The 24,109-nt window shown below is 71.1% G+C and carries 19 protein-coding genes and 2 pseudogenes; 16 read left to right on the top strand and 5 right to left on the bottom strand.

All coding sequences use genetic code 11. From position 1 onward, the window contains the following. The first annotated feature begins 67 nt into the window (after positions 1-67). Entirely contained in the window at positions 68-1,405 is a 1,338-nt protein-coding gene (locus ACOBQB_RS02865; protein ID WP_423588505.1) for a transglycosylase family protein, read from the top strand. Between the two features lie 59 nt (positions 1,406-1,464). Here ACOBQB_RS02865 and ACOBQB_RS02860 read toward each other — a convergent pair whose 3' ends face one another. Continuing rightward, positions 1,465-2,706 (bottom strand): DMT family transporter, encoded by a 1,242-nt coding sequence (locus tag ACOBQB_RS02860; RefSeq protein ID WP_423588504.1) that lies wholly within the window; start codon positions 2,704-2,706, stop codon positions 1,465-1,467. A gap of 257 nt (positions 2,707-2,963) precedes the next feature. On the opposite strand from ACOBQB_RS02860, the gene ACOBQB_RS02855 reads away from it, so the two are divergent. From ACOBQB_RS02855 to ACOBQB_RS02830, 6 genes are all read left to right on the top strand, one after another. Then, entirely contained in the window at positions 2,964-3,692 is a 729-nt protein-coding gene (locus ACOBQB_RS02855) for a (2Fe-2S)-binding protein (protein ID WP_423588503.1), read from the top strand. Between the two features lie 47 nt (positions 3,693-3,739). Further along, positions 3,740-4,930: a glycogen synthase gene (glgA, locus tag ACOBQB_RS02850; RefSeq protein ID WP_423588501.1), complete on the top strand. Its 1,191-nt coding sequence runs from the start codon at positions 3,740-3,742 to the stop codon at positions 4,928-4,930. Positions 4,931-4,939: 9 nt separating this feature from the next. Beyond that, positions 4,940-6,157: a glucose-1-phosphate adenylyltransferase gene (gene glgC, locus ACOBQB_RS02845; protein WP_423588500.1), complete on the top strand. Its 1,218-nt coding sequence runs from the start codon at positions 4,940-4,942 to the stop codon at positions 6,155-6,157. A 149-nt stretch (positions 6,158-6,306) separates the two neighbouring features. Then, positions 6,307-7,233, top strand: a complete 927-nt coding sequence (locus ACOBQB_RS02840; protein ID WP_423588498.1) for an SDR family oxidoreductase — start codon at positions 6,307-6,309, stop codon at positions 7,231-7,233. A gap of 285 nt (positions 7,234-7,518) precedes the next feature. Beyond that, complete coding sequence (locus tag ACOBQB_RS02835; protein ID WP_423588496.1) at positions 7,519-8,997, top strand: SDR family NAD(P)-dependent oxidoreductase; 1,479 nt, start codon at positions 7,519-7,521, stop codon at positions 8,995-8,997. Positions 8,998-9,295: 298 nt separating this feature from the next. Beyond that, positions 9,296-9,469 (top strand): hypothetical protein, encoded by a 174-nt coding sequence (locus tag ACOBQB_RS02830; RefSeq protein ID WP_167515794.1) that lies wholly within the window; start codon positions 9,296-9,298, stop codon positions 9,467-9,469. Between the two features lie 149 nt (positions 9,470-9,618). On the opposite strand, the gene ACOBQB_RS02825 is transcribed toward ACOBQB_RS02830, so the two are convergent. Next, entirely contained in the window at positions 9,619-10,020 is a 402-nt protein-coding gene (locus tag ACOBQB_RS02825) for a MerR family transcriptional regulator (RefSeq protein ID WP_423588494.1), read from the bottom strand. 43 nt (positions 10,021-10,063) lie between these two features. Between ACOBQB_RS02825 and ACOBQB_RS02820 the strand changes: the two genes are divergently transcribed. Together ACOBQB_RS02820 and ACOBQB_RS02815 are read left to right on the top strand one after the other, a co-directional pair. Continuing rightward, complete coding sequence (locus tag ACOBQB_RS02820; RefSeq protein WP_423588492.1) at positions 10,064-10,450, top strand: putative quinol monooxygenase; 387 nt, start codon at positions 10,064-10,066, stop codon at positions 10,448-10,450. A gap of 141 nt (positions 10,451-10,591) precedes the next feature. Next, positions 10,592-10,957: pseudogene (locus ACOBQB_RS02815) on the top strand (DUF1062 domain-containing protein); the annotation flags it as partial. 79 nt (positions 10,958-11,036) lie between these two features. Here the strand turns inward: ACOBQB_RS02815 and ACOBQB_RS02810 are convergent. Then, positions 11,037-11,969 (bottom strand): alpha/beta fold hydrolase, encoded by a 933-nt coding sequence (locus tag ACOBQB_RS02810; RefSeq protein WP_423588490.1) that lies wholly within the window; start codon positions 11,967-11,969, stop codon positions 11,037-11,039. A 267-nt stretch (positions 11,970-12,236) separates the two neighbouring features. Between ACOBQB_RS02810 and ACOBQB_RS02805 the strand changes: the two genes are divergently transcribed. After that, positions 12,237-12,617 carry a hypothetical protein gene (locus ACOBQB_RS02805; protein ID WP_423588488.1) on the top strand — a complete coding sequence of 127 codons (381 nt, stop codon included), beginning with the start codon at positions 12,237-12,239 and terminating at the stop codon, positions 12,615-12,617. A gap of 285 nt (positions 12,618-12,902) precedes the next feature. Next, positions 12,903-13,823 carry a nitroreductase/quinone reductase family protein gene (locus ACOBQB_RS02800; protein ID WP_423588486.1) on the top strand — a complete coding sequence of 307 codons (921 nt, stop codon included), beginning with the start codon at positions 12,903-12,905 and terminating at the stop codon, positions 13,821-13,823. Here ACOBQB_RS02800 and ACOBQB_RS02795 read toward each other — a convergent pair. Both ACOBQB_RS02795 and ACOBQB_RS02790 read right to left on the bottom strand, forming a co-directional pair. Then, entirely contained in the window at positions 13,816-14,979 is a 1,164-nt protein-coding gene (locus ACOBQB_RS02795; RefSeq protein ID WP_423588484.1) for a carboxylate-amine ligase, read from the bottom strand. The genes ACOBQB_RS02800 and ACOBQB_RS02795 overlap by 8 nt on opposite strands. Before the next feature lie 151 nt (positions 14,980-15,130). Next, a complete protein-coding gene (locus tag ACOBQB_RS02790; protein WP_423588482.1) occupies positions 15,131-16,147 on the bottom strand; it encodes a LacI family DNA-binding transcriptional regulator in 1,017 nt (338 codons plus the stop codon). Between the two features lie 302 nt (positions 16,148-16,449). Between ACOBQB_RS02790 and ACOBQB_RS02785 the strand changes: the two genes are divergently transcribed. The 5 genes and pseudogenes from ACOBQB_RS02785 to ACOBQB_RS02765 all read left to right on the top strand — a co-directional run bounded on the left by ACOBQB_RS02785 (position 16,450) and on the right by ACOBQB_RS02765 (position 24,088). Continuing rightward, positions 16,450-17,748, top strand: coding sequence for an extracellular solute-binding protein (locus tag ACOBQB_RS02785; RefSeq protein WP_423588480.1), 1,299 nt, complete (start codon positions 16,450-16,452; stop codon positions 17,746-17,748). Positions 17,749-17,832: 84 nt separating this feature from the next. Then, positions 17,833-18,795 carry a carbohydrate ABC transporter permease gene (locus ACOBQB_RS02780; protein WP_423588479.1) on the top strand — a complete coding sequence of 321 codons (963 nt, stop codon included), beginning with the start codon at positions 17,833-17,835 and terminating at the stop codon, positions 18,793-18,795. After that, positions 18,792-19,682: a carbohydrate ABC transporter permease gene (locus ACOBQB_RS02775; RefSeq protein WP_423588478.1), complete on the top strand. Its 891-nt coding sequence runs from the start codon at positions 18,792-18,794 to the stop codon at positions 19,680-19,682. The genes ACOBQB_RS02780 and ACOBQB_RS02775 overlap by 4 nt, the downstream gene beginning before the upstream one ends. Before the next feature lie 38 nt (positions 19,683-19,720). Continuing rightward, positions 19,721-20,985: pseudogene (locus tag ACOBQB_RS02770) on the top strand (glycoside hydrolase 5 family protein). A gap of 85 nt (positions 20,986-21,070) precedes the next feature. Then, the gene (locus ACOBQB_RS02765) at positions 21,071-24,088 is read left to right on the top strand and encodes a glycoside hydrolase family 38 C-terminal domain-containing protein (RefSeq protein ID WP_423588477.1); all 3,018 of its coding nucleotides are present in this window, start codon (positions 21,071-21,073) and stop codon (positions 24,086-24,088) included. The last annotated feature ends 21 nt before the right edge of the window (positions 24,089-24,109 follow it).

The raw sequence follows: 24,109 nt of genomic DNA, 5'->3' as shown, positions 1-24,109 counted from the left end.
AGCTTGCGGGCTTGTCGTGTGTCCTATGTGTGCAATCCGTGATGACGTGTGTCCGAGGGGGCTCGCCATGGCCGTACGGGGTCGGCACCGCAGGTATCAGCCGAACCGCATCAACCGCGCGTCGCTCACGGTGACCGCGGGCGGCGCGGGTATGGCGCTCCCGCTGACCATGGCGGGCGACGCCGGTGCCGCCGACGTCGGCACCTGGAACAAGGTGGCGGCCTGCGAGTCCGGCAACAACTGGAGCATCAACACCGGCAACGGCTACTTCGGCGGCCTCCAGTTCAAGCAGTCCACCTGGGAGGCGTACGGCGGTACGGCCTACGCGTCGCGTGCCGACCGCGCGACCAAGGACCAGCAGATCGCCGTGGCCGAGAAGGTCCTCGACGCGCAGGGGCCCGGTGCCTGGCCGGTGTGCTCCGGGAAGGCGGGCCTCACCAAGGGTGGCGGCTCTCCCGACATCGCCCCGGCCCGCGCCCCGAGCAAGCCGACGACGCCCAAGCGCGACGTGAAGGACGTCAAGCCGGAGGTGACCCCGCAGTCCACCGCGGGCACCGCCGAGATGTACACCGTGGTGCGTGGCGACACGCTCTCCGGGATCGCCGACGAGCGCCGGGTCCGAGGCGGTTGGCAGCGGTTGTACGAAGCCAACCGGCGGGTCGTCGGCGCCGACCCCGACCTGATCACGCCGGGGCAGCGGCTCTCCTTGCACGGTCAGGGCCGGCGCGTCCCCGACGGCACGGACAAGGCCGATCGGCGCGTCGAGGACAGGGCCGAGAACCGGGCCAAGGAGCGCGCGAAGGAGCGCGCCGGGGACCGCGCCGAGGACCGAGCGCGACAGAAGGCCGCAGAGAAGAAGGCCGCCGAGCGGAAAGCCGCCGAGCGGAAAGCTGCCGAGCGGAAAGCTGCCGAGAAGAAGGCCGCCGCGAGGACGCGGGAGAAGCCGCGCCCCTCCGAAGCCTCCTCTTCGCCCACCGAACAGGCCAGGCCCACCACCTCGTCCGCCGCCTCCGCCCCGGTCGCCGCGTCCCCCAGCACGCCCTACCGCGCGGCGGGCGGCTCCTGGTCGAAGGGCTATCACACCGGCGTCGACTTCGCCGTGCCCACCGGTACGTCCGTGAAGGCCGTCACCGCCGGGCAGGTCGTGTCCGCGGGATGGGGCGGCAGCTACGGCTACCAGGTCGTCATACGGCACACCGACGGCAAGTACAGCCAGTACGGACATCTGTCGGCCCTCTCGGTGAAGGCCGGGCAGAAGGTCGGCGCGGGCCAGCGCATCGGACGGTCGGGGTCCACCGGCAACAGCACGGGCCCGCATCTGCACTTCGAGGTGCGCACGGGGCCCGGCTTCGGTGCCGACATCGATCCGCTCGCCTACCTGCGGGCCCGAGGCGTACGCATCTGAGGCGGTCGGCGTCCGGCGGTCGGGGTCCGGCGCTCGGCGTCCGGCCGCGGGGAAGCCGCTCAGGACCCGACGCGTTCCCTGCGCCGCGGGCGCCGGTGGGACGCGAGGCGGTGTCCCGGCGCCGGAATGAACTGGGACGGCACGGCGGGAAGCACCTCGGGCCTGAACCGCGGCTCGACCGGGGCCGCTGGTGCAGGCACCGGTGACGCCAACCCTGCCGACGGCACCTTCGACCCGGGCGCCACCTCCAAGACCGACGGCACCTTCGACCCGGGCGCCACCTCCAAGACCGACGGCACCTTCGACCCGGGCGCCACCTCCGAGACCGACGGCACCTTCGACCCGGGCGCCACCTCCGAGACCCACGGCACCTTCGACCCGGGCGCCACCTCCAAGACCGACGGCACCTTCGACCCCGATGCCGGTGTCGACGGCAGCCGCCCGCCGCCCTCAGAAGCCGTCGGCGTCTCCCGGGCGATCCGCTCCGTGGTCAGCAGGATCAGACCCCCCGTGGCGACAACACCACAGCCGAGCGCCAGCACGGTGCCCGTGATGCCGTAGCGGAAGGTTTCTCCGAAGAGGGTCAGGCCGACCGCCGCCGCGACCACCGGGTTCAAGACCGTCACCGTCGCGAGCGGCGTCGCGAGGCCCGCGCCCCGGTACGAGGCCTGCGAGATCAGCACCCCGGCCGCCGCCAGCACGGCGATGACGCCGAGGCTCGGCAGCTGCCGGACGAGCGTCGTGCCCGCCTCCCAGTCCACCGCCACCGTCTTGGTGAAGACCGAGGCGATCCCGAAGGCGGCACCGGCCGCGCAGGCGAGCAGCACGCTGCGCACCACGGGGTGCCGGTGCACCGCGTGCGCCGCCACCGTCAGGGCGAGGACGCCGCCGCCCGTGGCCAGGGCCAGTACGACGCGCTCGGCGCCGTCCAGGGACTGCGCGCCGGACGCCGACGTGAGCGAGAGGAGCCCGGCGAGCCCCACCGTCGCCATGATCGCGCCGCGCCAGGCGGTGGCCCCTGCCCGGCGGCGCACGAACATCGCGGCCATCGGCAGGGCGAAGACGATGGTCAGCGCGCCCAGCGGCTGGACCAGGCTGAGCGGGCCGTAGGCGAGCGCCACGACGTGCAGGATCGCGCCCAGGCCGTTCAGGGCGATCGCGGCCCACCAGGCACCGCGGCGCAGCGGTGCGTACCGCTGCTCCGGCGTGGTCGCCGCCACGCGCTCTTGAAGGATCGCCCCGCCGGCGTACGCCACGGCGGAGACGAGCGAGAGCAGCACGGACAGCGCGAGGGCACTCATGGGGTGCTCCTCGGCGTGCGGTGCGTCCGGTGGTCCCGGCGAGGCGAACGGTCGGCTTCCATGGGTACAACGATGCCGCGTGGATCGCTCCGCGTCGTCGTACCTGAGCAGGCAATCGGTCCTACTGCCGATGGAGTACGGCCCCGCCCGTGTCCTCCCCAAGGCGTGCGCCCCCTACGGGCAGAGGAGGAGACCGGAAGTGCGGAGAGGGCGACCCCGCGCGGCGCGGACGGCGCGAGGCTTGCTGTACTGCTCTCGTGACCACCCCCATCGACCTGGCAGAACTCCGGAGCGTCGGCGGTTTCTTCGCCCTGCGCCCGGCCCCCGCGCCCGGCGGCGCCGTCCCCCTCGGACAGGTGTACGACACGCCGACCGGCACCGACCCGCTGGCCTTCCGCGTCGGGAAGGTGGCGCGGCGGCTCGGCGCCCCCGAGGAGCGGATCGCGGTGTCCGTGGCGCAGTTGGGGCTCGCCGCCCGCCTCTGGTCCGTCGCGCTCGGCTCCGCGGCGCTGTACGGCGCGGTGCCCGACCTGGACCCCGCCTTGCTGTGCTGGGACGCCGACGGCACCTCGCCCGACGACCTGTGGCTCGGCGGCACCCGCACCCTGCCCGCCGACGCCGGGACCGTACGGGAGGTCGTGCAGCACGGCCATCTCGCCCCGCTCGCCGACGCGTTGCGGTCCCGGTACCGGATCTCGGCCGGGCTGCTGTGGGGCAACGCGGGCTCCGCGCTCGCGGGAGCCGCGCGGGAACTGCACGGCTGGGCGGTGCGGCAGGGCCGCGAGGACGTGGGGGAGCGGGCGCTCGGCCTGGCCTCGGCGCTCTTCGACCATCCTGACCTGCGCGGCAGCGGAACCCTCGACGGCACCGCCTTCCGGCGCCGCAGCTGCTGCCTCTACTACCGGTGCCCCGGCGGCGGCGTGTGCGGTGACTGCTGCTTCGAACGGCCGCCGCGGCGCTCTTCCCCCGGGGCCGCGTCTGGGTGACCATGAGGGGGCGCGGCCGGCATCAGGCGGACGACGGAGGGTTCTACGTGCGAGTGGGACTGCTCACCCGGGAGTACCCGCCCGATGTGTACGGCGGGGCGGGCGTCCATGTCGAGTTCCTCGCAAGGGAGTTACGCCCTCTCGTCGACCTCGACGTGCACTGCTGGGGCGACGGCGCGTCCGACGGCCTGGTGCGCCACCGGCCCTGGCCCGCGCTCGACGGCGCCAACGACGCGCTGCGCACCTTCTCCGTGGACCTGGTGATGGCCGCCGCGCTCACCGGGCGCGAACTCGTCCACTCCCACACCTGGTACGCGAACCTCGCGGGCCACCTCGGCAAGCTCCTGCACGGCATCCCGCACGTGATGACCGCGCACTCCCTGGAACCCCTGCGCCCCTGGAAGGCCGAGCAACTGGGCGGCGGCTACGCGCTGTCGGGCTGGGCCGAGCGCACGGCCGCCGAGTCGGCCGACGCGCTGATCGCGGTGTCCGGCGCGATGCGCGAGGACATCCTCGCCTGCTATCCGGCCGTCGACCCGGCGAAGGTCCACGTCGTGCACAACGGCATCGACACCGGCCTGTACCACCCCGACCCCGCCACGGACGTCCTGGAGCGCCTCGGCATCGACCCCGGACGCCCCTACGTCCTGTTCGTCGGGCGCATCACCCGGCAGAAGGGTGTCCCCCATCTCCTGCGCGCGGCACGGCGGTTGGATCCTGGCGTCCAGCTGGTCCTGTGCGCCGGAGCCCCCGACACCCCGCGGATCGACGCCGAGTTCCGCGTGCTCTTCGAGGAGCTGAGCCGCGGCCGCGCGGGCGTCCAGTGGATACCCGAGATGCTGCCGCGCCCCGAGATCGTGCAACTCCTCACGCACGCCGCCGTGTTCGTCTGCCCTTCGGTGTACGAGCCGCTGGGCATCGTCAACCTGGAGGCGATGGCCTGCGGCACGGCGGTCGTCGCCTCGCGCGTCGGCGGAATCCCGGAGGTCGTACAGGACGGCGTGACGGGACTGCTCGTCCCGTACGAGCCGAAGGACCCCGAAGCCTTCGAGCGTGACCTCGGGTTGGTCATGAACGAACTGGCCACCGACCCCGGGCGGGCCGCGGCGCTGGGCGCGGCCGGACGGCGGCGCACCGTCGACGAGTTCGGCTGGGACGCGGTCGCCCGGCACACGGTCCAGGTGTACGAGGAGATCCTGCACGCCGACAGACAGCCGGATGGCATGGCCGACAGGTAGGAGGCTGGGATGCGCGGTGGACCTTCGGTGCTCGGAATCGTGCTCGCCGGCGGGGAGGGGAAGCGGATGATGCCGCTCACCGCCGACCGGGCCAAGCCTGCGGTCACGTTCGGCGGGACGTACCGCCTCGTGGACTTCGTCCTCTCCAACCTCGTCAACGGCGACATCCTGCGCATCTGCGTCCTGACGCAGTACAAGTCGCACTCCCTGGACCGGCATGTGACGACGACCTGGCGGATGTCGAGCCTGCTCGGCAACTACGTCACACCCGTGCCCGCGCAGCAGCGCCTCGGCCCGCGCTGGTACTCGGGCAGCGCCGACGCGATCCTCCAGTCGCTCAACCTCGTCCACGACGAACAGCCCGACTACATCGCGGTGTTCGGCGCCGACCACGTCTACCGCATGGACCCGCGGCAGATGCTCCAGCAGCACATCGACAACGGCGCCGCGGTGACCGTCGCCGGGATCAGGGTGCCGCGCGCCGACGCGTCGTCGTTCGGCGTCATCACGCCCGCGCGCGACGGGACGCGCGTCGAGAGCTTCCTGGAGAAACCCGCCGATCCGCCCGGCCTGCCGGACGCCCCGAACCAGGTCTTCGCCTCGATGGGCAACTACCTCTTCACCACCAAGACCCTCGTCGACACCCTCCAGCAGGACGCCGAGAACGCCGAGTCGGCGCACGACATGGGCGGTTCGATCCTGCCCATGCTCACCGAGCGCGGCCTGGCCCAGGTGTACGACTTCGACGGCAACCACGTGCCCGGCGAGACCCCGCGCGACCACGGCTACTGGCGTGACGTCGGCACCCTGGACTCGTACTACGAGGCCCACATGGACCTGATCTCCGACCACCCGGTCTTCAACCTGGACAACCGGCGCTGGCCGATCTACACGCACTCCGGCGGACTGCCGCCCGCCAAGTTCTGCGCGGGCGGCATCGCGGGCGAGTCGATCGTGAGCCCCGGCTGCGTCATCCGCGGCCAGGTCACCCGCTCCGTCCTCTCGCCCGGCGTGACCATCGAGGAGGGGGCGGTCGTCCAGGGCGCGGTGCTGCACGACAACGTACGGGTGGGGCGGGGCGCGGTGGTGCGCGGCGCCGTCCTCGACAAGAACGTCGACGTCCCGCCCGGCGCGACCATCGGGGTCAACCCCGAACGGGACGAGGAGCTGTACACGGTCTCGAAGGGCGGGGTGATCGCGCTGGGCAAGGGGCAGCGGGTCGAGTGAGCGGGCGATGACTGCGCCCGCACGGTCCGGTGGCGTTTTCTCCTGTTTGTCCTCGGGGGCGGCGGGAACCCGACGGGGCGTCACGATCTTGGACGGTCGTGCGCGACGCGGTCGGCCGTCCATGCCCGACTTCCGCAGGAGGCCTTCCCATGGCACAGGGCCAGCACGACACCCGCGCCGGCGAACCGAACGACACTCCGCAGGTGACGTCAGAGCCGACGCCTCCGTTCCCCGGCGAGAAGCACGACCCGCCCGGCATCGAGGCCCAGATGACGCCCCGGCCCCGCTACGAGGCGGCGAAGTACAAGGCCGCGGGCAAGCTGCTCGACAAGGTCGCGCTGATCACCGGCGGCGACTCCGGCATCGGCAGGGCCGTCGCCGTGCTCTACGCGCGCGAAGGCGCCGACGTCGCCATCGTGCACCTGCCCGAGGAGCAGCGGGACGCGGAGGAGACCCGCAAGGCCGTCGAGAACGCGGGCCGCGCCTGCCTCCTGCTGCCCGGCGACGTACGCGACGCCGAGTTCTGCCGCGACGTCGTGGCCCGCACGGTGGCCGAGTTCGGCAAGCTGAACATCCTGGTGAACAATGCCGCCTATCTGAACAGCAAGCTGGAGCTCGACCAGCTGACGGCCGAGGACTGGGACCGGACGTTCAAGACGAACGTCTACGCCTACTTCCACCTGGTCATGGCCTGTCTGCCGCATCTCAAGGGCGGCGACGCGATCATCGCCACGGCCACGGAGGAAGCCCTCAAGGGCAGCACCACCATGATCGACTACGCGGCTTCCAAGGCGGCGCTGATCACGTTCACCAAGTCGATCGCGCCGCACCTGGCCAAGCAGGGCGTTCGCGCGAACGTCGTCGCGCCCGGCCCGGTGTGGACGGTCCTCAACACCGCCGACCCGCACATGCCGAGGGACGGCCTGTCCCAGGTCGGCAGCGAGACCCCGCTGGGGCGGCCGGCCCAGCCCGAGGAACTCGCACCCGCGTACGTCTATCTGGCCTCCGACGCCGACTCCAGCTTCACGGTGGGCGAGGTCATCGCCGTCACGGGCGGCGAGACGGACACGCGCTGAGCCGCCCGGCTCCGACTCCGGGGGAGCTGCCTGCTTCCGGCCGAGTCGCTCGCTTCCGGGCCACACACGTCACACAGGGCCCGTCTCTCACGCGGAGGCGGGCCCTCGCGTGGCGCGCGCGGGACGAGACCGAGACCCTCGTGGCGATGTGTGCCGGGACACAGGACGGTGTGCGCGAGGGCACGGGTTTGGTGGCGGGGCCTGGAGCTACGTAAAGTTCCGCTTTTGAGAGCTTCCGCGGACGACCGGACGGACCGCGGCACGAATGACACGAGGACAGCGGCGATGACGGTGACAGACGAAAGCCACGAGGGGACCGTCGCGTACGGCCCCGGCATCGACCCGGACCGCCTCGCCGTCTGCCTCAGCGTGCTCGACGAGCTGGACAAGCTGGACGTGGACCACCCCGACGCGATCGCGGTGCGCCGCGCGACGGCCGGGATCTACCGCACGGTCAAGCAGCGCCGCCGCCAGGAGCGCCGCGCCGCCAAGACCGCCCACGACCGCGCGGTCACCGAGGCCACCGCCACCGGCTCCGCCGACCGCATCGACGACGAGACGGCGGGCGTGCTGCCCTCCTCCTCGGTGCAGGGAGAGATCGCGGGGATACTCCAGCGCCCGCGCTCCTGCTACACCTGCAAGACGCGGTACGTCGAGGTCGACGCGTTCTACCACCAGCTCTGCCAGGCCTGCGCCGCCGAGAACCGCGCGCGCCGCGACGCCCGTACCGACCTGACCGGCAAGCGCGCCCTGCTCACCGGCGGCCGCGCCAAGATCGGCATGTACATCGCGTTGCGGCTGCTGCGGGACGGCGCGCACACCACCATCACCACGCGTTTCCCGAGCGACGCGATCCGTCGCTTCAAGGCCATGCCCGACAGCGACGAGTGGATCCACCGGCTGAAGATCGTCGGCATCGACCTGCGCGACCCGGCCCAGGTCGTCGCCCTCGCCGAGTCGGTCGCCGCCGAGGGCCCCCTCGACGTACTGATCAACAACGCCGCGCAGACCGTACGCCGTTCCCCGCAGGCCTACAGCGAGCTGGTCGCCGCCGAGTCCGCCCCGCTGCCCGCCGGTGAGCTGCCCGCCTCCGAGGTGATCGGCACCTTCGGTTCCGGCGCCGTGGCCGCGCTGCCGGTCGCCGGGGGCGGCGCGCTGACCGCCGACGACGTCACCGGCCTCGCGCTGGTCACGGGCTCGGCGTCCCTGGAACGCATCGCCGCAGGTACGGCGATCGACGCGGGCGGCCTGGTGCCCGACCTGCACGACACCAACAGCTGGATCCAGACCGTCGAGGAGGTCGGGCCGATCGAGCTGCTCGAAGTCCAGCTGTGCAACTCGACGGCGCCGTTCATCCTCATCAGCCACCTGCGTTCCGCGATGGCCGCCGCCGCCGCGGCGCACGAGGACGGCCGCGCGTACGTCGTGAACGTCTCCGCCATGGAGGGCGTCTTCGGCCGCGGCTACAAGGGCGCGGGCCACCCGCACACCAACATGGCCAAGGCCGCCCTGAACATGCTGACGCGCACCAGCGCGCAGGAGATGTTCGAGAAGGACCGCATCCTGATGACCGCGGTCGACACGGGCTGGATCACCGACGAGCGCCCGCACCCCGACAAGATGCGCCTGGCCGAGGAGGGCTTCCACGCCCCTCTGGACCTCGTCGACGGCGCGGCGCGCGTCTACGACCCGATCGTGCGCGGCCAGGCCGGCGAGGATCTGTTCGGCGTCTTCATGAAGGACTACGCGCCCGGCAAGTGGTAGTACGCCTCGGTGCTCGGTGCTCGGTGCTCGGTGCTCGGTGCTCGTGCTCGGCCCGCGGAACGCCCGCGTCCGCTCCGGCACCGTCGTCCGGAATTTACCCGGTTTTGATATTCCATCGAGCGCGGGCGCGCTCATTTGGTTAATCTGGGGTGAGCGGGTGGCCACGAGAGATCCACGAACGTCTCTCGGCCGCCCCGGGGACAAGCCGGCAATCACGGCTGCGGTCCCGCCATATACCGGCGCCACCGCGACCGAATTGCCCTTGTCCTTCCGTTACGCGACACCAAAGGAGTGCGCGGTGACACCAGAACTGACGAAGCACGAGAAGCGACCGGCGGAACGCGGCGGCGAGCGGGCCGGCAGGCCCCCCAAGCTCCGCAACCTGGAGGCGTGGGCCAAGGCGGCCCCCATCCGGCTGGCGGGTTACGAGGACGACCTCGCCGAGCCGCACATCCTCCCGGGCATCGACTGACAGGCGCCGCCGGTCGTCCGCTTCGCCCCGTGCCCCCGCCCTGTGGCGGGGGCACAGGTGTGTCCGCTGCGGCGCGGACGACCGTCCCCTCCACGGCCGTCCGCTCCCCGTCGCCGTCTCACGTAAGTACCCCTGTGGGACCGGGCAATTCACCGGGGCGACACCTCGGCGCGGGCGGCGCGGGCGGCGCGTGACGAAGTGTCGAGGAGGCCGCGGAGCGACGTGCGCGCCTGTTGCAGGTCGGCGATGCGCGTGTCCAGTTCGGACAGGTGCGTCTGGAGGTGTTCCAGGACGCAGGTGTCGAGCTCCGGTCCCTCGCCGAGGAAGCACGGCATGAGGTCGCGGATGATCCGGGTGGGGAGCCCCGCGGCCAGTAGTGTCCGGATCCGCGTGACGGTCGTCAACGCGCCCTCGGCGTAGTGCCGGTGACCGCCGTCCGTCCGGGACGGGACGAGCAGGCCCTGTTCCTCGTAGTAGCGCAGCAGGCGCACGCTCACGCCTGTCGCACGGGCCAGTTCGCCGATCTTCATGTGGCACACCTCACGCGTCATGCACTTGAACCTCACATGGATGTGAGATCGTAGCGTCGTCCTCATGACGACGACACAAGCACCCATCTCCCTCTACGGTTTCCTGCGCCCCCGGCCCGAACGGGCCGACGAGGTCCGGCAGTTCCTCACCTCCCTCGTGGAGCCGACCCGGCGGGAAGAGGGCAACCTGGAGTACCACCTGCACGCGCAGGACGACGGCCGGCTCTTCCTGTACGAGGTCTGGCGCTCCCAGGAGGACCTGGACCGGCACAACGCCACACCGCCGCTGCGCCACTTCCTGGACCATCTGCTGGACTTCCTCGAAGAAGCCCCTGACGGCTACTTCGACACCATGATCAGCCCGTATCCGGGCGAGCCGTCCGCAGGTTCGAACATCAGTGGATCGGTGCCGCTGGACGCCACTACCGTGCTGCCGGACCGAGTCGCCTGACCAAGGATGTGCCGTTGTACACCCTGTGAGACCTCCCGAGCGCTGAATCGTCGCGCGTCGCGCATGCGCGCCGCGCTCCTTTTCGCTGCGGACTTCTCACTGAAACCGGTGCACTTCTGTGCGCTGAAAAACTGGGTGGTCATGCCCACCTGCCTGCCTCTCGTCCTCCGCCGTTGCGACACCTGCGCCTCGGAACGCTTCCGGGCGGACGGCAAGTTCCGTGTCAACGCCAACCACAAGCTGATCGACGCCTGGCTCCTCGTGCTCTGTACCGCTTGCGGGGCCACGGCCAAGCTCGCGGTCCTGGAGCGGGTGAACGTGCGCTCCGTACGACCCGAGCTGTTGGACCGGATGTACGACAACGACCCCGGCCTGGCAGCCGCGTTGCTCCAGGACCCGGTCGTGCGGCGCCGCAACCGCATCGCTCTCGACCGGGGCGACGCCTGGCGCCTCGACACCGGCGGATCGGATCACCTGGACCGCGAGGTGATCGACATAGCGGTCCGCTGCTGAGCCCTCCCGGCCCCGGGGCCTGTCCGGCACGATCCGCTGGGCAGGCCCCGGGTCCCGGGCGGCCACCCCCAGGTCATGAAGTGGCTGTCTGCTGCCCCTCCACGAACTCCGTGACGGTACGGGCGAACAGCTCGGGCTGCTCGAAGGGCAGCGCGTGGCCGCAGTCCAGCTCCAGGAACCGGGCGCCGGCGATGGCGGCCCCCAACTCCCTTTGGTGGTGCGGCGGGACGATCAGGTCCTGGGTGCCCGACACGACCAGGGTGGGGGCGGTGATCCTGCCCAGTTCCTCGGTGATGTCCACCCGGAGGTTCAGCTCGGACTGCCGGGCCATGCCGTCCGCGTCGAACAGCGCGTTGCACGCGGCCACGTTCTCCTCGAAGTCCTCGATCCGGCGCCCGGCCAGCGTCTTGGCGCCGAACGCCGTGACCTGGAGCGCCCGTGAGAACAGGTCCTTGTCGACGCGCAGCAGCCGCTGCCACAGGTCGAACTGGAACTCCTGCCACGGGTCGGTCACCGCCCAGCCCGCGTGCAGGAAGAGGGAACGTATCCGCTCGGGACGGGCCCCGGCGGTCGCGGCCGCGACCGTGGCCCCCAGGGAGTGCCCCGCCAGGTGGAAGGTGTCGAGCCCCGCCGCGTCCACGGCCCCCAAGACCTGGGCGACCAGGTCGTCGACCGTCAAGGAGCCGCCGGCGTCGGTGGTGGAGCCCGAACCGGACAGGGTGGGGGCGACGAGGGTGTAGCGGTCCTTGAGGGCGTCGATGACCGGGCCCCAGTTGCCCTCGGGGGTGGCGCCGGTGCCGTGCACCAGCACCAGGGCCGGACCCGAGCCGGTGACCAGGCAGTCGACTGCGCTGTCGCCACCGGAGATCGGGACGTGAACGGTCGTGTACGTCATGGAGGTCGCGGCCTTTCGGGGGTGGACGGATCGGGCGTCGGCGGCCACGGCCCGGAAGGGGTGCGGCGTACGTCGACTGTTGCATACGTAGACGGTTGCATGCGCTGCCATTGTGCGCATGCAAGTATATCGGTTCGTGATCATGAACCCGGGCCTGCGTTGTACCGGCCGATTCGGTACCGAACGTCAAGGACTTCGGCAACGGCAGCGTCGACTACGCCCTGACGTACGACGCGCCCGACCAGGGCAGCCGCGAGGCGAACAACAGCCCAAGAGTGTCGAGCAGTTGACGGACATCTGGTTCCGGTCCATCGGGCGCAACTCCGTCCTGCTCCTCAACATCCCGCCCGACAAGCGCGGTGGCTGCCCGAAGCGGACGTGACCCGGCTGCGCGAGTTCCGCGAGCGGATCCGGCGCGAACTGCCGCGGGACCTCACGCGCGGTGCCCGCGTCCGCCGCGACCGCGAGGAGGGCACCGCCACCGTCGACCTCGGCCGGGCCCGCGAGGCCGACCGGATCCGCCTGGCCGAGGACATCCGGCACGGCCGGCAGCTGGAGCACGCGGTCATCGAGGCCCGCACCAGGGGCGGCTGGCGGACCGTGACCGAGGTCGACACCGTCGGCGCGAGCCGTGTGCTGCTCCTGGCGGCCCCGGTGACCGCGCGGCGGTGGCGGTTGCGGGTGACACGGTCGCGGCGCACCGTGCGGATGGCCGAGTTCGGTCTCTACCGCTCGGATCTCCATCGCTCACAGGTGTGAGGCAGCGGGCCGCGTTGACAGACGGGGGAGCGGGTGACTGTAATGGTGCTCGTGCCGCGTGGCGCCGACCAAAGAGCAGTGGGCAGGTCGGCGATCGGGCGAGCACCTTCACTCAAGGACGTCGCCGATGGACACGTCGTGAGTTCACCCGGTTCACACTCCCAGGCTTCTGCCTGACCGCGCGCCTCTGCGCGCCCCGGTCACGCCTCTCGCGCGTGGCTCTCCCGCACCTTTCACCGCGCACGACGCGGTATCGAGCACCCTGTACGGAGACCTGACACCGTCATGCCCACATCCTTCAACCAATCCGTCATCGAGGAGTTCCGCGCCAACGGCGGCAAGGTCGGCGGCCCCTTCGAGGGCGGTGACCTCCTCCTGCTCACGACCACCGGAGCGAAGTCCGGCAAGGAACACACCACCCCGCTCGGCTTCGTCCGCGAGGGGGGCCTGCTCCTGCTCGTCGGGTCGGACCTCGGCGGGCCGCGCCACCCCGACTGGTACCACAACGTCCTCGCCCACCCCACGGTCGGCGTGGAGCTCGGCACCGAGGAGTTCCAGGCGATCGCCGTCCCCGCGGAGGGGGAGCGGCGTGAGCGGCTCTTCACGCGGATCACGGCGGCCGAACCCGGATACGGCGACTATCAGGCGCGGACCAGCCGGATCCTGCCCGTCGTCGTCCTGGAGCGGCCCGCGCACGAGGCCGCCATCGCCGAAGACGTCGGGAACTTCGCGGAGAAGATGCTCCAGGTCCACCTCTGGCTGCGCGGCCAGCTCAAGCACGTACGCGACGAGACCGACGCCTACTTCATCGCGCTCGCCGCGCACCAGGGGCCGGGAGCACCCCCGAAGCCGGGGCTGGGACTACAGATACGCCAGCACTGCCTGGCGTTCTGTGACGCCCTGACGTTCCACCACACCAGCGAGGACGCCCACCTCTTCCCGACGATGGCCGATTACCACCCCGAGCTGCGCGAGACCTTCGACCGGCTCGCGGAGGAACACCGGTCGATCGCCCGCATCCAGAACGAACTTGCCGCGCACCTCTCGGACGCGGACGCCGGGAGCGCGGACCCGGAGCGATTCCGTGCGGAACTGACGCGCATGTCCGCTGAGTTGACCCGCCATCTCGACCACGAGGAGGAGACGCTCCTGCCGATTCTGGCCGCACTGCCGTGGCCGCCCGGCCCGCCCGGGGGTGTCAGGTAGCCGCGGTCTGTTCGGTGCCGGGCAGCCGTGGCCTCCGCGCGGGGCCCGGGGTCCGGCTCGCGGCCGTGCGGGCGGCCAGGTCGTCGACGACGTCGAGCAGGCTGCCCGCGCGGGCGTGGACGAAGCGCTGACGTTCGGCGCCGCCGCCGTGCGTGACGAGATGCCGCAGGACCGCCGTGACCCGCGGGAGTTCACGGTGCTCGGCCAGAGCCGGCCGGGCGTGCGCCAGAAGGCGGCGGACCTGGAGGGTGGTCGGCACCAGCCGGTGGGTCCGCGGATCGAGGCTGTGGCCGGTCAGACCGTCGCGGGCGCACCGCCAGTACGCCGCGCGCAGCAGCGCGTCGTCCATGGCGGGCCCGGGGTCGCCGCGGCGCACTCGTTCCAACGCCCGGGCGACCAGCGCCCGCACGAGGACGGCGAAGACCGCCGCTTCCTCGATGCTCGTGGGGACGTCCATCGCCCTGATCTCCACCGTGGGCAGGTGTGCGCACGGACGCACGTCCCAGTACAGCGAGCGTTCGCCCCGGGTCGCACCGGTCTCCTGGAGGGAGGCCGCCAGCGCGTCGTAGTGCGCGGCCGACGAGAAGTACGGCGGCGGACCGGCCACGGGCCACCGCGTGGCTCCCATGGTCCGCCAACTGCAGTAACCGCTGTCCCGTTCCTCCCAGAAGGGGGAGTTCGCCGCCAGCGCCACCAGGACGGGCAGCCACGGCCGCAGATGGTTGCTGACCAGGACGGCATGTTCCCGGTCCGGGACCTGGACGTGTACGTGGAGCCCGCAGAAGACGAAGGTGTCGTACAGGGACCTGAACATCTCGAACTGGGGAAGGTAGTGCGGGTCGCCGTTGAGCGGCATCGGCGTCCGCATGCCCAGGAGCGGTGTCCCGGAGGCGAGGGGACGCAGGCCCTCCTCCGCCGCGGCCGCGACGACGGCGGAGCGCACCCGCCGCAGTGCGTGCCGGAGCGCGCCCAGGGTCCCGCAGGGCGGCGTCTTGCCCTCCACCTGATACTGGGACGCCTCACCCGTCACCAGGTCCGCGAGCACCGGCTTGGCGCGCGCCAGGACCCGGGGTGCCGCCGCGACCACCGTGCGCTGCGAGGCGTCGACGAGGAAGTACTCCTCCTCGACACCGACGGTGGGCAAATGGTCCGCCATGCGTCGTGTCCTTCCGCCGACGTGCGCGAGGCATGCCTGTACCCCCCCGTTCACCTTCCTCGCCCGCAGGTCCGACGGCGAGCCCGGTGCGCCCGGGCGCATGACGCGCCCCGGCCGAGGGGCACTCCAGGATGCCAGCGCCGGGCCGCGTTCACACGTCCGGTACCGGCCCCGTGCTCTCCCGCTCGATGAGCCGCGGCAGCGGCACCTGGACCGTCGCCGCGGGCCCGTCGTCGAGGAGGGCGAGCAGCTCGCGGGCAGCCGTGCGGCCGAACGCCACCGTGTCCCGCGACAAGGCCGTCAGCCACGGGTGCACCATGCGGCACAGCGCCGAGTCCTCCCAGGCCACGACCGATACATCGTCCGGAACGACGAAGCCGAGGGAGGACGCGGCGGCGACCCCGGCCACGGCCATCACGTCGTTGTCGTACACCAGGGCCGTCGGCGGTTCGGCCGACTCCAGCACGCGGCGGGTCGCGGCGGCGCCCTCCGCGTCGGAGTAGTCGGTCGTCACCGAACGCACCCCGGACAGGCCACGGCTCGCCGCCTCGGCGCGCAGGGTGCGCATGCGGCGCTCGGTGTGCGCGAGCCCTTCCATGCCCGCGATGTGCACGATGCGGCGGTGGCCGAGGGCGTGCAGATGGCCGACGACCGACGCCATCGCCCCCGCGTCGTCCGCCCACACTGTGGACAGACCCGGCGGACCCGCCTGCGGATCGGGTACGCCGCCCGTCACCACGGCGGGCAGCCCCAGCTCGTCCAGGAGCGCGGGCCGGGGATCGTCCGTGCGCGGGTCGACCACCAGTACGCCGTCCACCCGGTGCTCGGCCCACCAGCGGCGGTAGACCGCGCACTCGGCGGCCACGTCCTCCACCACCTGGAAGAGCAGCCCCAAGTGGCGCTCGGCCAGCACCTCCTGGACGCCGGAGATGAGCTGGAGGAAGAACGAGTCGACGCCCAGCGTCGCCGCGGGCCGCGCCACGACCAGGCCGACCGTGGCCGAGCCCTCGCCCGACAGGGCGCGCGCCGCCGTGCTGGGCCGCCAGCCGAGCTGCTCCGCGACCCTGCGCACCCGGTCGCGGGTGATCGCGGAGACGCCGGGCCGGTCGTTGAGCGCGAAGGAGACGGCGCTCTCGGAGACCCCGGCGCGGCGCGCGATGTCCTTCATGGTCGGCCGGCGTGCCGGTGACCGCTTGCCTTGCACCCGTAGCCCCTTTCCTTGCGCCGCACACTAAAGCGCTTGAGCGCGTTGACTCTAAAGCGCATTAGTCATCGGCCGCAAGAGTCGTAACACACCCTCCTGACCTGCGTGTTGGTGGGCGGAGCGAGCGATCTTCGCTCTTGATTCCCCGAATCCATTGACTTTCCGCCACAGTTGGATGCAGGGTCGGCCTCGGCGTGGATTGCCCGGCTCGGACGGCCGCAGTCACCGCCGTCTCACGCTGGGCCGAGCAAAGGAGCCGTTTCACCGTGCGTATCTCCCGTATTCCCCGCAGAGCGGTCGCCGCGGGCGCCGTCCTCGCTGTCCTGCTGCCGCTGAGCGCCTGTGGCGACGGAGGTGACGGCGGCGGTTCCACGGACGCTTCGGGCAAGATCGAAGGCAAGATCACCTTCCAGACCTGGAATCTGAAGGCGAACTTCAAGCCCTACTTCGAAGGTCTCGTCGCGGAGTTCGAGGACAAGTACCCCGGCACCGACGTCAAGTGGGTCGACCAGCCCGGCGAGGGCTACGCCGACAAGATCAGCGCCGATGCCGCCGCGGGCACACTGCCCGACGTCGTGAACGTCTCGCCCGACCTGGTCGCCCCGCTCGCCAAGGCCGGCCTCGCGCTCGACCTCGACAAGGCCGCGGGCAAGTACGAGAAGGAGTACCTCCCCGGGGCCTGGAAGAGCCACCGGATACCGGGCACGGAAGGGACGTACGCCTTCCCCTGGTACCTGAACACCGGGCCCCTCTTCTACAACAAGCGCCTCTTCAAGGACGCGGGCCTCGACGAGAACAAGCCCCCGAAGACGTACGACCAGCTCTTCGACCACGCGCTGCAGCTGGCCGAGAAGAGCGACGGAAGGATCGCCACACTCGCCAACGTCCCCACCATCGAGGACTTCGGGCGCTACGGCGTGCCGCTGATGAACAAGGAAGGCACCGGCTTCACCTTCAACGACGCCAAGGGCGTCGAACTCCTCACCAAGTACAAGAAGTTGTACGACGCCAAGGCGCTGGACGGGCAGGCCCTGACCGCGACGCCGGAGTCCACCGGCAAGAAATTCCTCACCGAGGCCGTCGCCATGAACCCCGGCAGCGCGCTGGACCTGGAGAAGTTCAAGAAGGACGCGCCGAAGCTCTACAAGAACATCGGCATCACCCCGCAGATCAGCAACACCGGCAAGGACAACATGTACGTGATGGGCGTGATGGTGAACGCCCGCACCAAGCAGACGCCGGCCGCCGTCGCCTTCGCGCACTTCGTCACCGACGCCAAGCACCAGATGGAGTTCGCCAAGCAGGTCGCGATCTTCCCGAGCACCCAGGGCTCCCTCGACGACCCGTACTTCACCGAGCAGGACGGCAAGGAGGAGACCCGGGTCCGCGTCGCCGCCGCCAAGTCCATCAAGACCGCCGTGAATTACACGCCCGTGCTGTTCAGCGAGCAGATGAAGGTCGAGCTGCGCAACTCCGTCGCCAAGGCGCTGCAAGGCAAGGAGAGCCCCGAGGAAGCCCTTGACAACGCTGTCAAGGGCTGCGACCGGCTGCTGAAGCAGAGCTGAGCGCCGTTCTGTGCCGAGCCGCGTCGCTACCATGCCGCGCCGTGCCGTGCCGAGCCGTGAAGCCATGACCAGGGAACGCCAGCCATGAAGACCAGTACCGCCACCAGCACCCCGGGCGCGGGCCGCGCCGCCGCCTCTCCGGGCGACGGCCGGTCCGCCGCCCGGAGATCCGCCAAAATCAGGCGTCAACTGCCCGCCAGTCCTTGGCTGTTCGCCGCCCCGGGGCTCGCGGTCGTCGCCGTCTTCATCCTCTATCCGTTCGTCAGCACACTCGACAACTCCTTCACCGACAAAAGGACGTTGATCCCCGGCGAGTACGTGGGGCTCGCCAACTTCCGGGAGTTGCTGCACGACGACATGTTCTGGATCGGCCTGCGCAACAGCACGCTGTACGTCCTCGTGGTCGTCCCCGCGCTCGTCCTGCTGCCGCTGCTCCTCGCGATGCTCGTCCAGAAGCACATCCCCGGCATCACCTTCTTCCGGTCCGCCTTCTACACCCCGGTGGTCGCCTCCATCGTCGTGGTCGGCCTGATCTGGGTGTGGATGCTGGACGAACGCGGCCTGGTCAACGCGGTGTTGGAGGCGGTCGGTGTCGGCAAGGTCGGCTTCCTCAGCGACCAGTGGCTGCTGCTGTTCAGCGCCATGGCCGTCACGGTCTGGAAGGGCCTCGGCTACTACATGATCATCTACCTCGCGGCCCTCGCCAACGTGCCGCGCGAGCTCCACGAGGCCGCGGCGGTCGACGGCGCCGGAGCGGTGCGCCGCTTCTTCAGCGTCACCGTGCCCGCCGTGCGCTCCACCATGGTGCTCGTCGGCGCGCTCTCCTCGGTCGCCGCCTTCAAGGTGTTCTCCGAGGTCTACCTGATGGCGGGGCCCACCGGCGGGCCCGCGGGCGAGGACACCACGCTGGTGATGCTGGTGCAGCGCACGGGCACCGGCCTGACCGGACGCGTCGGCTACGCCTCGGCCATCTCCGTCGTCGTCTTCGCCGTCACCGTCGCACTCATGCTGCTCGTGCTGCGGGCGGACCGGAAGGAGGACGCGTGAGCACCGCGAAGAGCACCGTGCGTGAGCGCCGTCGGCCACGGATCACCGACGAGAACGGCCGCCGGATGCCGGTGTGGGAGATCGTCCTGCGCTACGGACTCCTGCTCGCCGTACTGGCGTTGATGATCGGCCCGTTCCTCTGGCAGCTGTCCACGTCCCTGAAAGGGCCGCACGAGGACATCTTCAGCTCCCCGCCGAAGTTCCTGCCCTCCGACCCGACCTTCCACAACTACGAGCGGGTCGCCGACACCATCCCCGTCTGGGACTACGCCCTCAACTCCCTGAAGGTGGCCGCCGCCAACGTCGTCACCAACTGCGTGGGCGCCGCCCTCGCCGGCTACGCCCTGGCGCGCCTGCGCTACCGCGGCCGCAAGGCGGCCACCCTCGTCTTCATCCTGGCCATGCTGGTGCCCGTCGAGGGCATCATCATCGCCCAGTTCACGACGATGCGGGAACTGGGCCTGAACAACACCCTCATCGGTGTGCTGCTGCCCGGCTGTGTCTCCGCGCTCAACGTCCTGCTGATGCGCAACGCCTTCCTGAACGTGCCCTACGAGATCGAGGAAGCCGCGTTCGTGGACGGCGCGAACGTCTGGCAGCGCTTCGTCCGGATCGCGCTGCCCGCCGTCAAGGGCACCCTCGCCGTCGTCGCGATCTTCGCCTTCATGGGCGCCTGGGACGACTTCCTGTGGCCGCTGATCGTGCTCAGCGACCCCGAGCGCTTCACCCTCACCATCGGCCTGAACTACCTGCACGGCACCTTCGCCAACGACGAACGCCTCGTCGCCGCGGGCACGGTCATCGCCGTGCTCCCGCTGATCGTCCTCTTCGCCTGCCTCCAGCGGTACTTCTTCCGCGGCGTCGGCGAAGGCGCGGTGAAGGGCTGAACGGCACCCCCCGAACCCACGAGGAACCAGGACCCGCATTGCCTCTCGCATCGCCCCCCGCACCGCCTTCGGGCGCGCCCCGCTTCGGCGCCAACTACACGCCCGCCCAAGGGTGGTTCCACCACTGGCTCGACTTCGACCTCGACGCCGTGCGCACCGACCTCGACGCGCTCGCCGCACTCGGCCTCGACCACATCCGGGTCTTCCCCATCTGGCCGTACTTCCAGCCCAACCGCTCCTTCATCCGTCCGCGCGCCGTCGAGCAGCTCGTCCAGCTCGCCGACGCCGCCGCCGAGCGCGGCCTCGACGTCAACGTCGACGGGCTCCAGGGCCACCTGTCCAGCTTCGACTTCCTGCCCGCCTGGACGCAGACCTGGCACCGGCGGAACCTCTTCACCGACCCGGACGTCGTCGCCGGGCAGAGCGCCTACCTGCGGACGCTCGCCGCCGCGCTCGCCGACCGGCCCAACTTCATCGGCATGACCATCGGCAACGAGATCAACCAGTTCTCCGCCGGGCCGCACCCCGACCCCGACCGCGTCACCGAGGAGCAGGCCGAGACCTGGCTGCGCACGGTACTGGCGGCCTGCGAGGAGGGTGCCCCGGCAAGCTCCACCTGCACGCCGAGTACGACGCCGCCTGGTACCAGCCCGACCAGCCCTTCACCCCCGGGCAGGCCGCCCGGCTCGGCGCCGTGACCGCCGTGCACTCCTGGGTCTTCAACGGCACCGCCCAGCGCCACGGACGCACCGGCACCGCCACCCGCACCCACGCCGCGTACCTTATCGAGCTCTCCAAGGCCTGGGCGCTCGACCCGCGCCGGCCCGTCTGGCTCCAGGAGGTCGGCGCGCCCGCACCGCTGATCCCCGCCGAGCACGCGGCCGCGTTCACGCAGGAGACGATCGAGGCCGCGCTCGACTGCCAGGACGTCTGGGGCGTGACGTGGTGGTGCTCTCACGACGTCTCGCGCGACCTCGCGGATTTCCCCGAACTGGAGTACAGCCTCGGTCTGTTGACCAACGATGGGCAGGTCAAGCCCGCGGGTGCGGCCGTCGCCCGTACCGCCAAGGAGTGGCGCGGCCGTACGTACGCGCCGGTGCCCCGGACCACCGCGGTGGTCGTGGACGACGCCATGGAGCGGCGCGCGGAGTGCGCGCCCGGGGGCGCCGTCTTCGAAGCGTTCGCCCGCCTCACGCAGGACGGTGTCCGGCCGGCGGCCGTCCTCGCGAGCCGGAGCGCCGACGCGGAGCATCTCGCCGCGCGGGGCATCACGGAAGTGGTGACGCCGGAGGAGGTCCACTAGGCCGGTAGGACTTCCGCAGATCGCGCTGCGCGCTCGTCCTCCATCGCCGGACGGGCTCACATTTTTCCACCCCCGGGAGATTCTCATGCATGACGACCGCACCCTGGTCGAAGCCCGCCTCAAGCGCGTTCTGGACGAGCGCATCAGACCCGCCGTGTATCCGGCCTCCGTGCCGCTCGATGTCGCGGTGTGGAACGCGCCGGGCGAGCCCGTGCCGGTGGCCGAAGGGCTCGCCGCCGAGCCGTCGCCGACCGCCGTCGGCGAGCGGTGGGGCGCGCCGTGGGGAACCAGCTGGTTCCGGGTGACCGGGACGGTGCCGAAGGAATGGGCGGGCCGGACCGTCGAGGCGATCCTCGACCTCGGCTTCGACGAGAACATGCCGGGCTTCCAGTGCGAGGGCCTCGTCCACCGCCCCGACGGCACCCCGTTGAAGGGCCTGAACCCCCGCAACCAGTGGGTGCGGATCGCCGCGCCCGCCGAGGGCGGCGAAGAGGTGCGCCTGCACATCGAGGCGGCGTCCAACCCGGTGATCCTCGACTACCATCCCTTCCTGCCCACCCAGTTGGGCGACAAGGAGACCGCGGGCAGCGAACCCCAGTACAAGCTGGAGCGCATGGACCTCGCCGTCTTCGACGAGACGGTGTGGCAGCTCGTCATCGACCTCGAAGTCCTCGACGAACTGATGCGGGAGCTGCCTGAGGACTCCGGGCGGCGCTACGACATCGTGCGCGCCGTCGGCCGCGCCCTTGACGCCGTCGACCTCCAGGACGTGAACGGTTCGGCCGCCGCGGCCCGGGCCCTGCTCGAAGGGGTCCTGTCGACGCCCGCCGAGCCCTCCGCGCACCGCATCAGCGCCGTCGGCCACGCCCACATCGATTCCGCCTGGCTGTGGCCGCTGCGCGAGACGGTGCGCAAGGTGGCGCGTACGACGTCGAACATGACGGCGCTCATCGAGGACGAGCCGGACTTCGTCTTCGCCATGTCCCAGGCGCAGCAGTGGGCCTGGATCAAGGAGCACCGGCCCGAGGTGTGGGCCAAGGTCAAGAAGGCGGTCGCCGACGGGCGGTTCGTGCCCGCGGGCGGCATGTGGGTGGAGTCGGACACGAACATGCCGGGCTCGGAGGCGATGGCCCGTCAGTTCGTGCACGGCAAGCGGTTCTTCCTCGACGAGTTCGGTGTCGAGAACGACGAGGCGTGGCTGCCCGACACCTTCGGCTTCGCCGCCGGACTGCCGCAGATCATCAAGGCGGCCGGCTCCAAGCGGCTGCTCACGCAGAAGATCTCGTGGTCGCAGACCAACCGCTTCCCGCACCACACCTTCAACTGGGAGGGCATCGACGGCACGCGGATCTTCACGCACTTCCCGCCCGTCGACACCTACAACTGCTCGATGAAGGGCAGCGAGATCGCCCACGCGGCGAAGAACTTCAAGGACAAGGGCGTCGCCCGGCACTCGCTGGCGCCCACCGGCTGGGGCGACGGAGGCGGCGGCACCACGCGCGAGATGATCGCGAAGGCCGCCCGCCTGCGTGACCTCGAAGGTTCGGCGACCGTCCAGTGGGAGACGCCGGAGCAGTTCTTCGAGAAGGCGGAGGCGGAGTACCCGAACGCCCCTGTCTGGGTCGGCGAGCTCTACCTGGAGCTGCACCGCGCGACCCTCACCAGTCAGGCGGGCACCAAGCAGGGCAACCGCCGCAGCGAGCACCTGTTGCGGGAGGCGGAGCTGTGGGCCGCGACGGCGGCCGTCCGGTGCGCTGAATTTGCGTACCCCTACGAGGAGTTGGACCGCATCTGGAAGACGGTGCTGCTCCACCAGTTCCACGACATCCTGCCCGGTTCGTCCATCGCCTGGGTGCACCGCGAGGCCCGCGCGACGTACGCGGCGCTCGCCGCGGAGCTGAACGGCATCATCGACGCGGCGCAGCGCGCCCTCGCCGGGGAGGGCGGTGGCGAACTGGTCTTCAACTCCACGCCGCACACGTGTGACGGCGTGCCCGCGGGCGGCGCGCGGCCCGCGGTGCTCGACGGGCGGTCCGCGATCGCCACACGCGCCGATGGCGGCTTCGTCCTCGACAACGGCCTGCTGCGGGTCGAGATCGACGCACAGGGCCTGGTCGTGTCGGCGTACGACATCACGGCCGACCGCGAGACGGTCGCGCCGGGCACGGCGGCGAACCTGCCGCAGATCCACGCCGACTTCCCGAACATGTGGGACGCCTGGGACGTGGACGAGTTCTACCGCAACACCGTCACGGACCTCACAAAGGCCGATGAGGTCGTGGCGGGGGAGGGAGCCTCGGTCAAAATCGTGCGTACCTTCGGTGACTCGCGCATGACGCAGGTCCTGTCGCTGGCGCCCGGGGCCCGGCGGCTCGACATCGACACCGAGGTCGACTGGCACGAGACGGAGAAGTTCCTCAAACTGGCCTTCCCGCTGGACATCCACGCGGAGCGGTACGCGTCGGAGACGCAGTTCGGCCACTTCTACCGGCCCACGCACACCAACACGAGCTGGGAGGCCGCCAAGTTCGAGGCGTGCAACCACCGTTTCGTGCACATGGAGGAGCCGGGCTGGGGCGTCGCGCTGGTCAACGACTCGACGTACGGCCATGACGTGACCCGCGCGGTCCGCGCCGAGGACGCGGGCACGACCACGACCGTACGTGTCTCGCTGCTGCGCGCCCCGCGCTTCCCCGACCCCGAGACGGACCAGGGCGTGCACCGCTTCCGGCACGCGCTGGTGCCGGGCGCGGCGATCGGCGACGCGGTGCGCGAGGGCTACCGCGTCAACCTGCCCGAGCGGCGGGTGCGCGGCGGCGCGGAGGTGGCCCCGCTGGTGACCGTCGACAACGACGCGGTCGTCGTCACGGCCGTCAAGCTCGCCGACGACGGCAGCGGGGACGTGGTCGTCCGCTTCCACGAGGCGTACGGCGGCCGGGCGCGGGCCACGCTGACCGCGGGCTTCGAGGTCGGCTCGGTCACGGTGACCGACCTCCTGGAGCGGCCGCTGGCCGACGCGTCCGCCCCGGAGCGGACGGGCGGTGCGATCGCGGTGACGCTGCGGCCGTTCGAACTGGTGACGCTGCGGTTGACGAGGGGCTGAGCCCGACCGTCCGGCGTGTGT

Origin of the sequence: Streptomyces sp. G5(2025) (assembly GCF_049542075.1) — a bacterium.
Lineage (GTDB): Bacteria > Actinomycetota > Actinomycetes > Streptomycetales > Streptomycetaceae > Streptomyces.
The sequence above is the reverse complement of the archived record's forward strand: the minus strand, read 5'-3'. Positions and strand labels throughout refer to the sequence as shown.

Coding starts and splice junctions, on each gene's coding strand:
- ACOBQB_RS02795 (WP_423588484.1), bottom strand. CDS start 14,979: ATGGCGGACCATTTGCCCACCGTCGGTGTCGAGGAGGAGTACTTCCTC.
- ACOBQB_RS02860 (WP_423588504.1), bottom strand. CDS start 2,706: ATGAGTGCCCTCGCGCTGTCCGTGCTGCTCTCGCTCGTCTCCGCCGTG.
- ACOBQB_RS02810 (WP_423588490.1), bottom strand. CDS start 11,969: ATGGCAGCGCATGCAACCGTCTACGTATGCAACAGTCGACGTACGCCG.
- glgC (WP_423588500.1), top strand. CDS start 4,940: ATGCGCGGTGGACCTTCGGTGCTCGGAATCGTGCTCGCCGGCGGGGAG.
- ACOBQB_RS02780 (WP_423588479.1), top strand. CDS start 17,833: ATGAAGACCAGTACCGCCACCAGCACCCCGGGCGCGGGCCGCGCCGCC.
- ACOBQB_RS02800 (WP_423588486.1), top strand. CDS start 12,903: ATGCCCACATCCTTCAACCAATCCGTCATCGAGGAGTTCCGCGCCAAC.
- ACOBQB_RS02840 (WP_423588498.1), top strand. CDS start 6,307: ATGGCACAGGGCCAGCACGACACCCGCGCCGGCGAACCGAACGACACT.
- ACOBQB_RS02765 (WP_423588477.1), top strand. CDS start 21,071: ATGCATGACGACCGCACCCTGGTCGAAGCCCGCCTCAAGCGCGTTCTG.
- ACOBQB_RS02790 (WP_423588482.1), bottom strand. CDS start 16,147: ATGAAGGACATCGCGCGCCGCGCCGGGGTCTCCGAGAGCGCCGTCTCC.
- ACOBQB_RS02825 (WP_423588494.1), bottom strand. CDS start 10,020: ATGACGCGTGAGGTGTGCCACATGAAGATCGGCGAACTGGCCCGTGCG.
- ACOBQB_RS02865 (WP_423588505.1), top strand. CDS start 68: ATGGCCGTACGGGGTCGGCACCGCAGGTATCAGCCGAACCGCATCAAC.
- ACOBQB_RS02835 (WP_423588496.1), top strand. CDS start 7,519: ATGACGGTGACAGACGAAAGCCACGAGGGGACCGTCGCGTACGGCCCC.
- ACOBQB_RS02820 (WP_423588492.1), top strand. CDS start 10,064: ATGACGACGACACAAGCACCCATCTCCCTCTACGGTTTCCTGCGCCCC.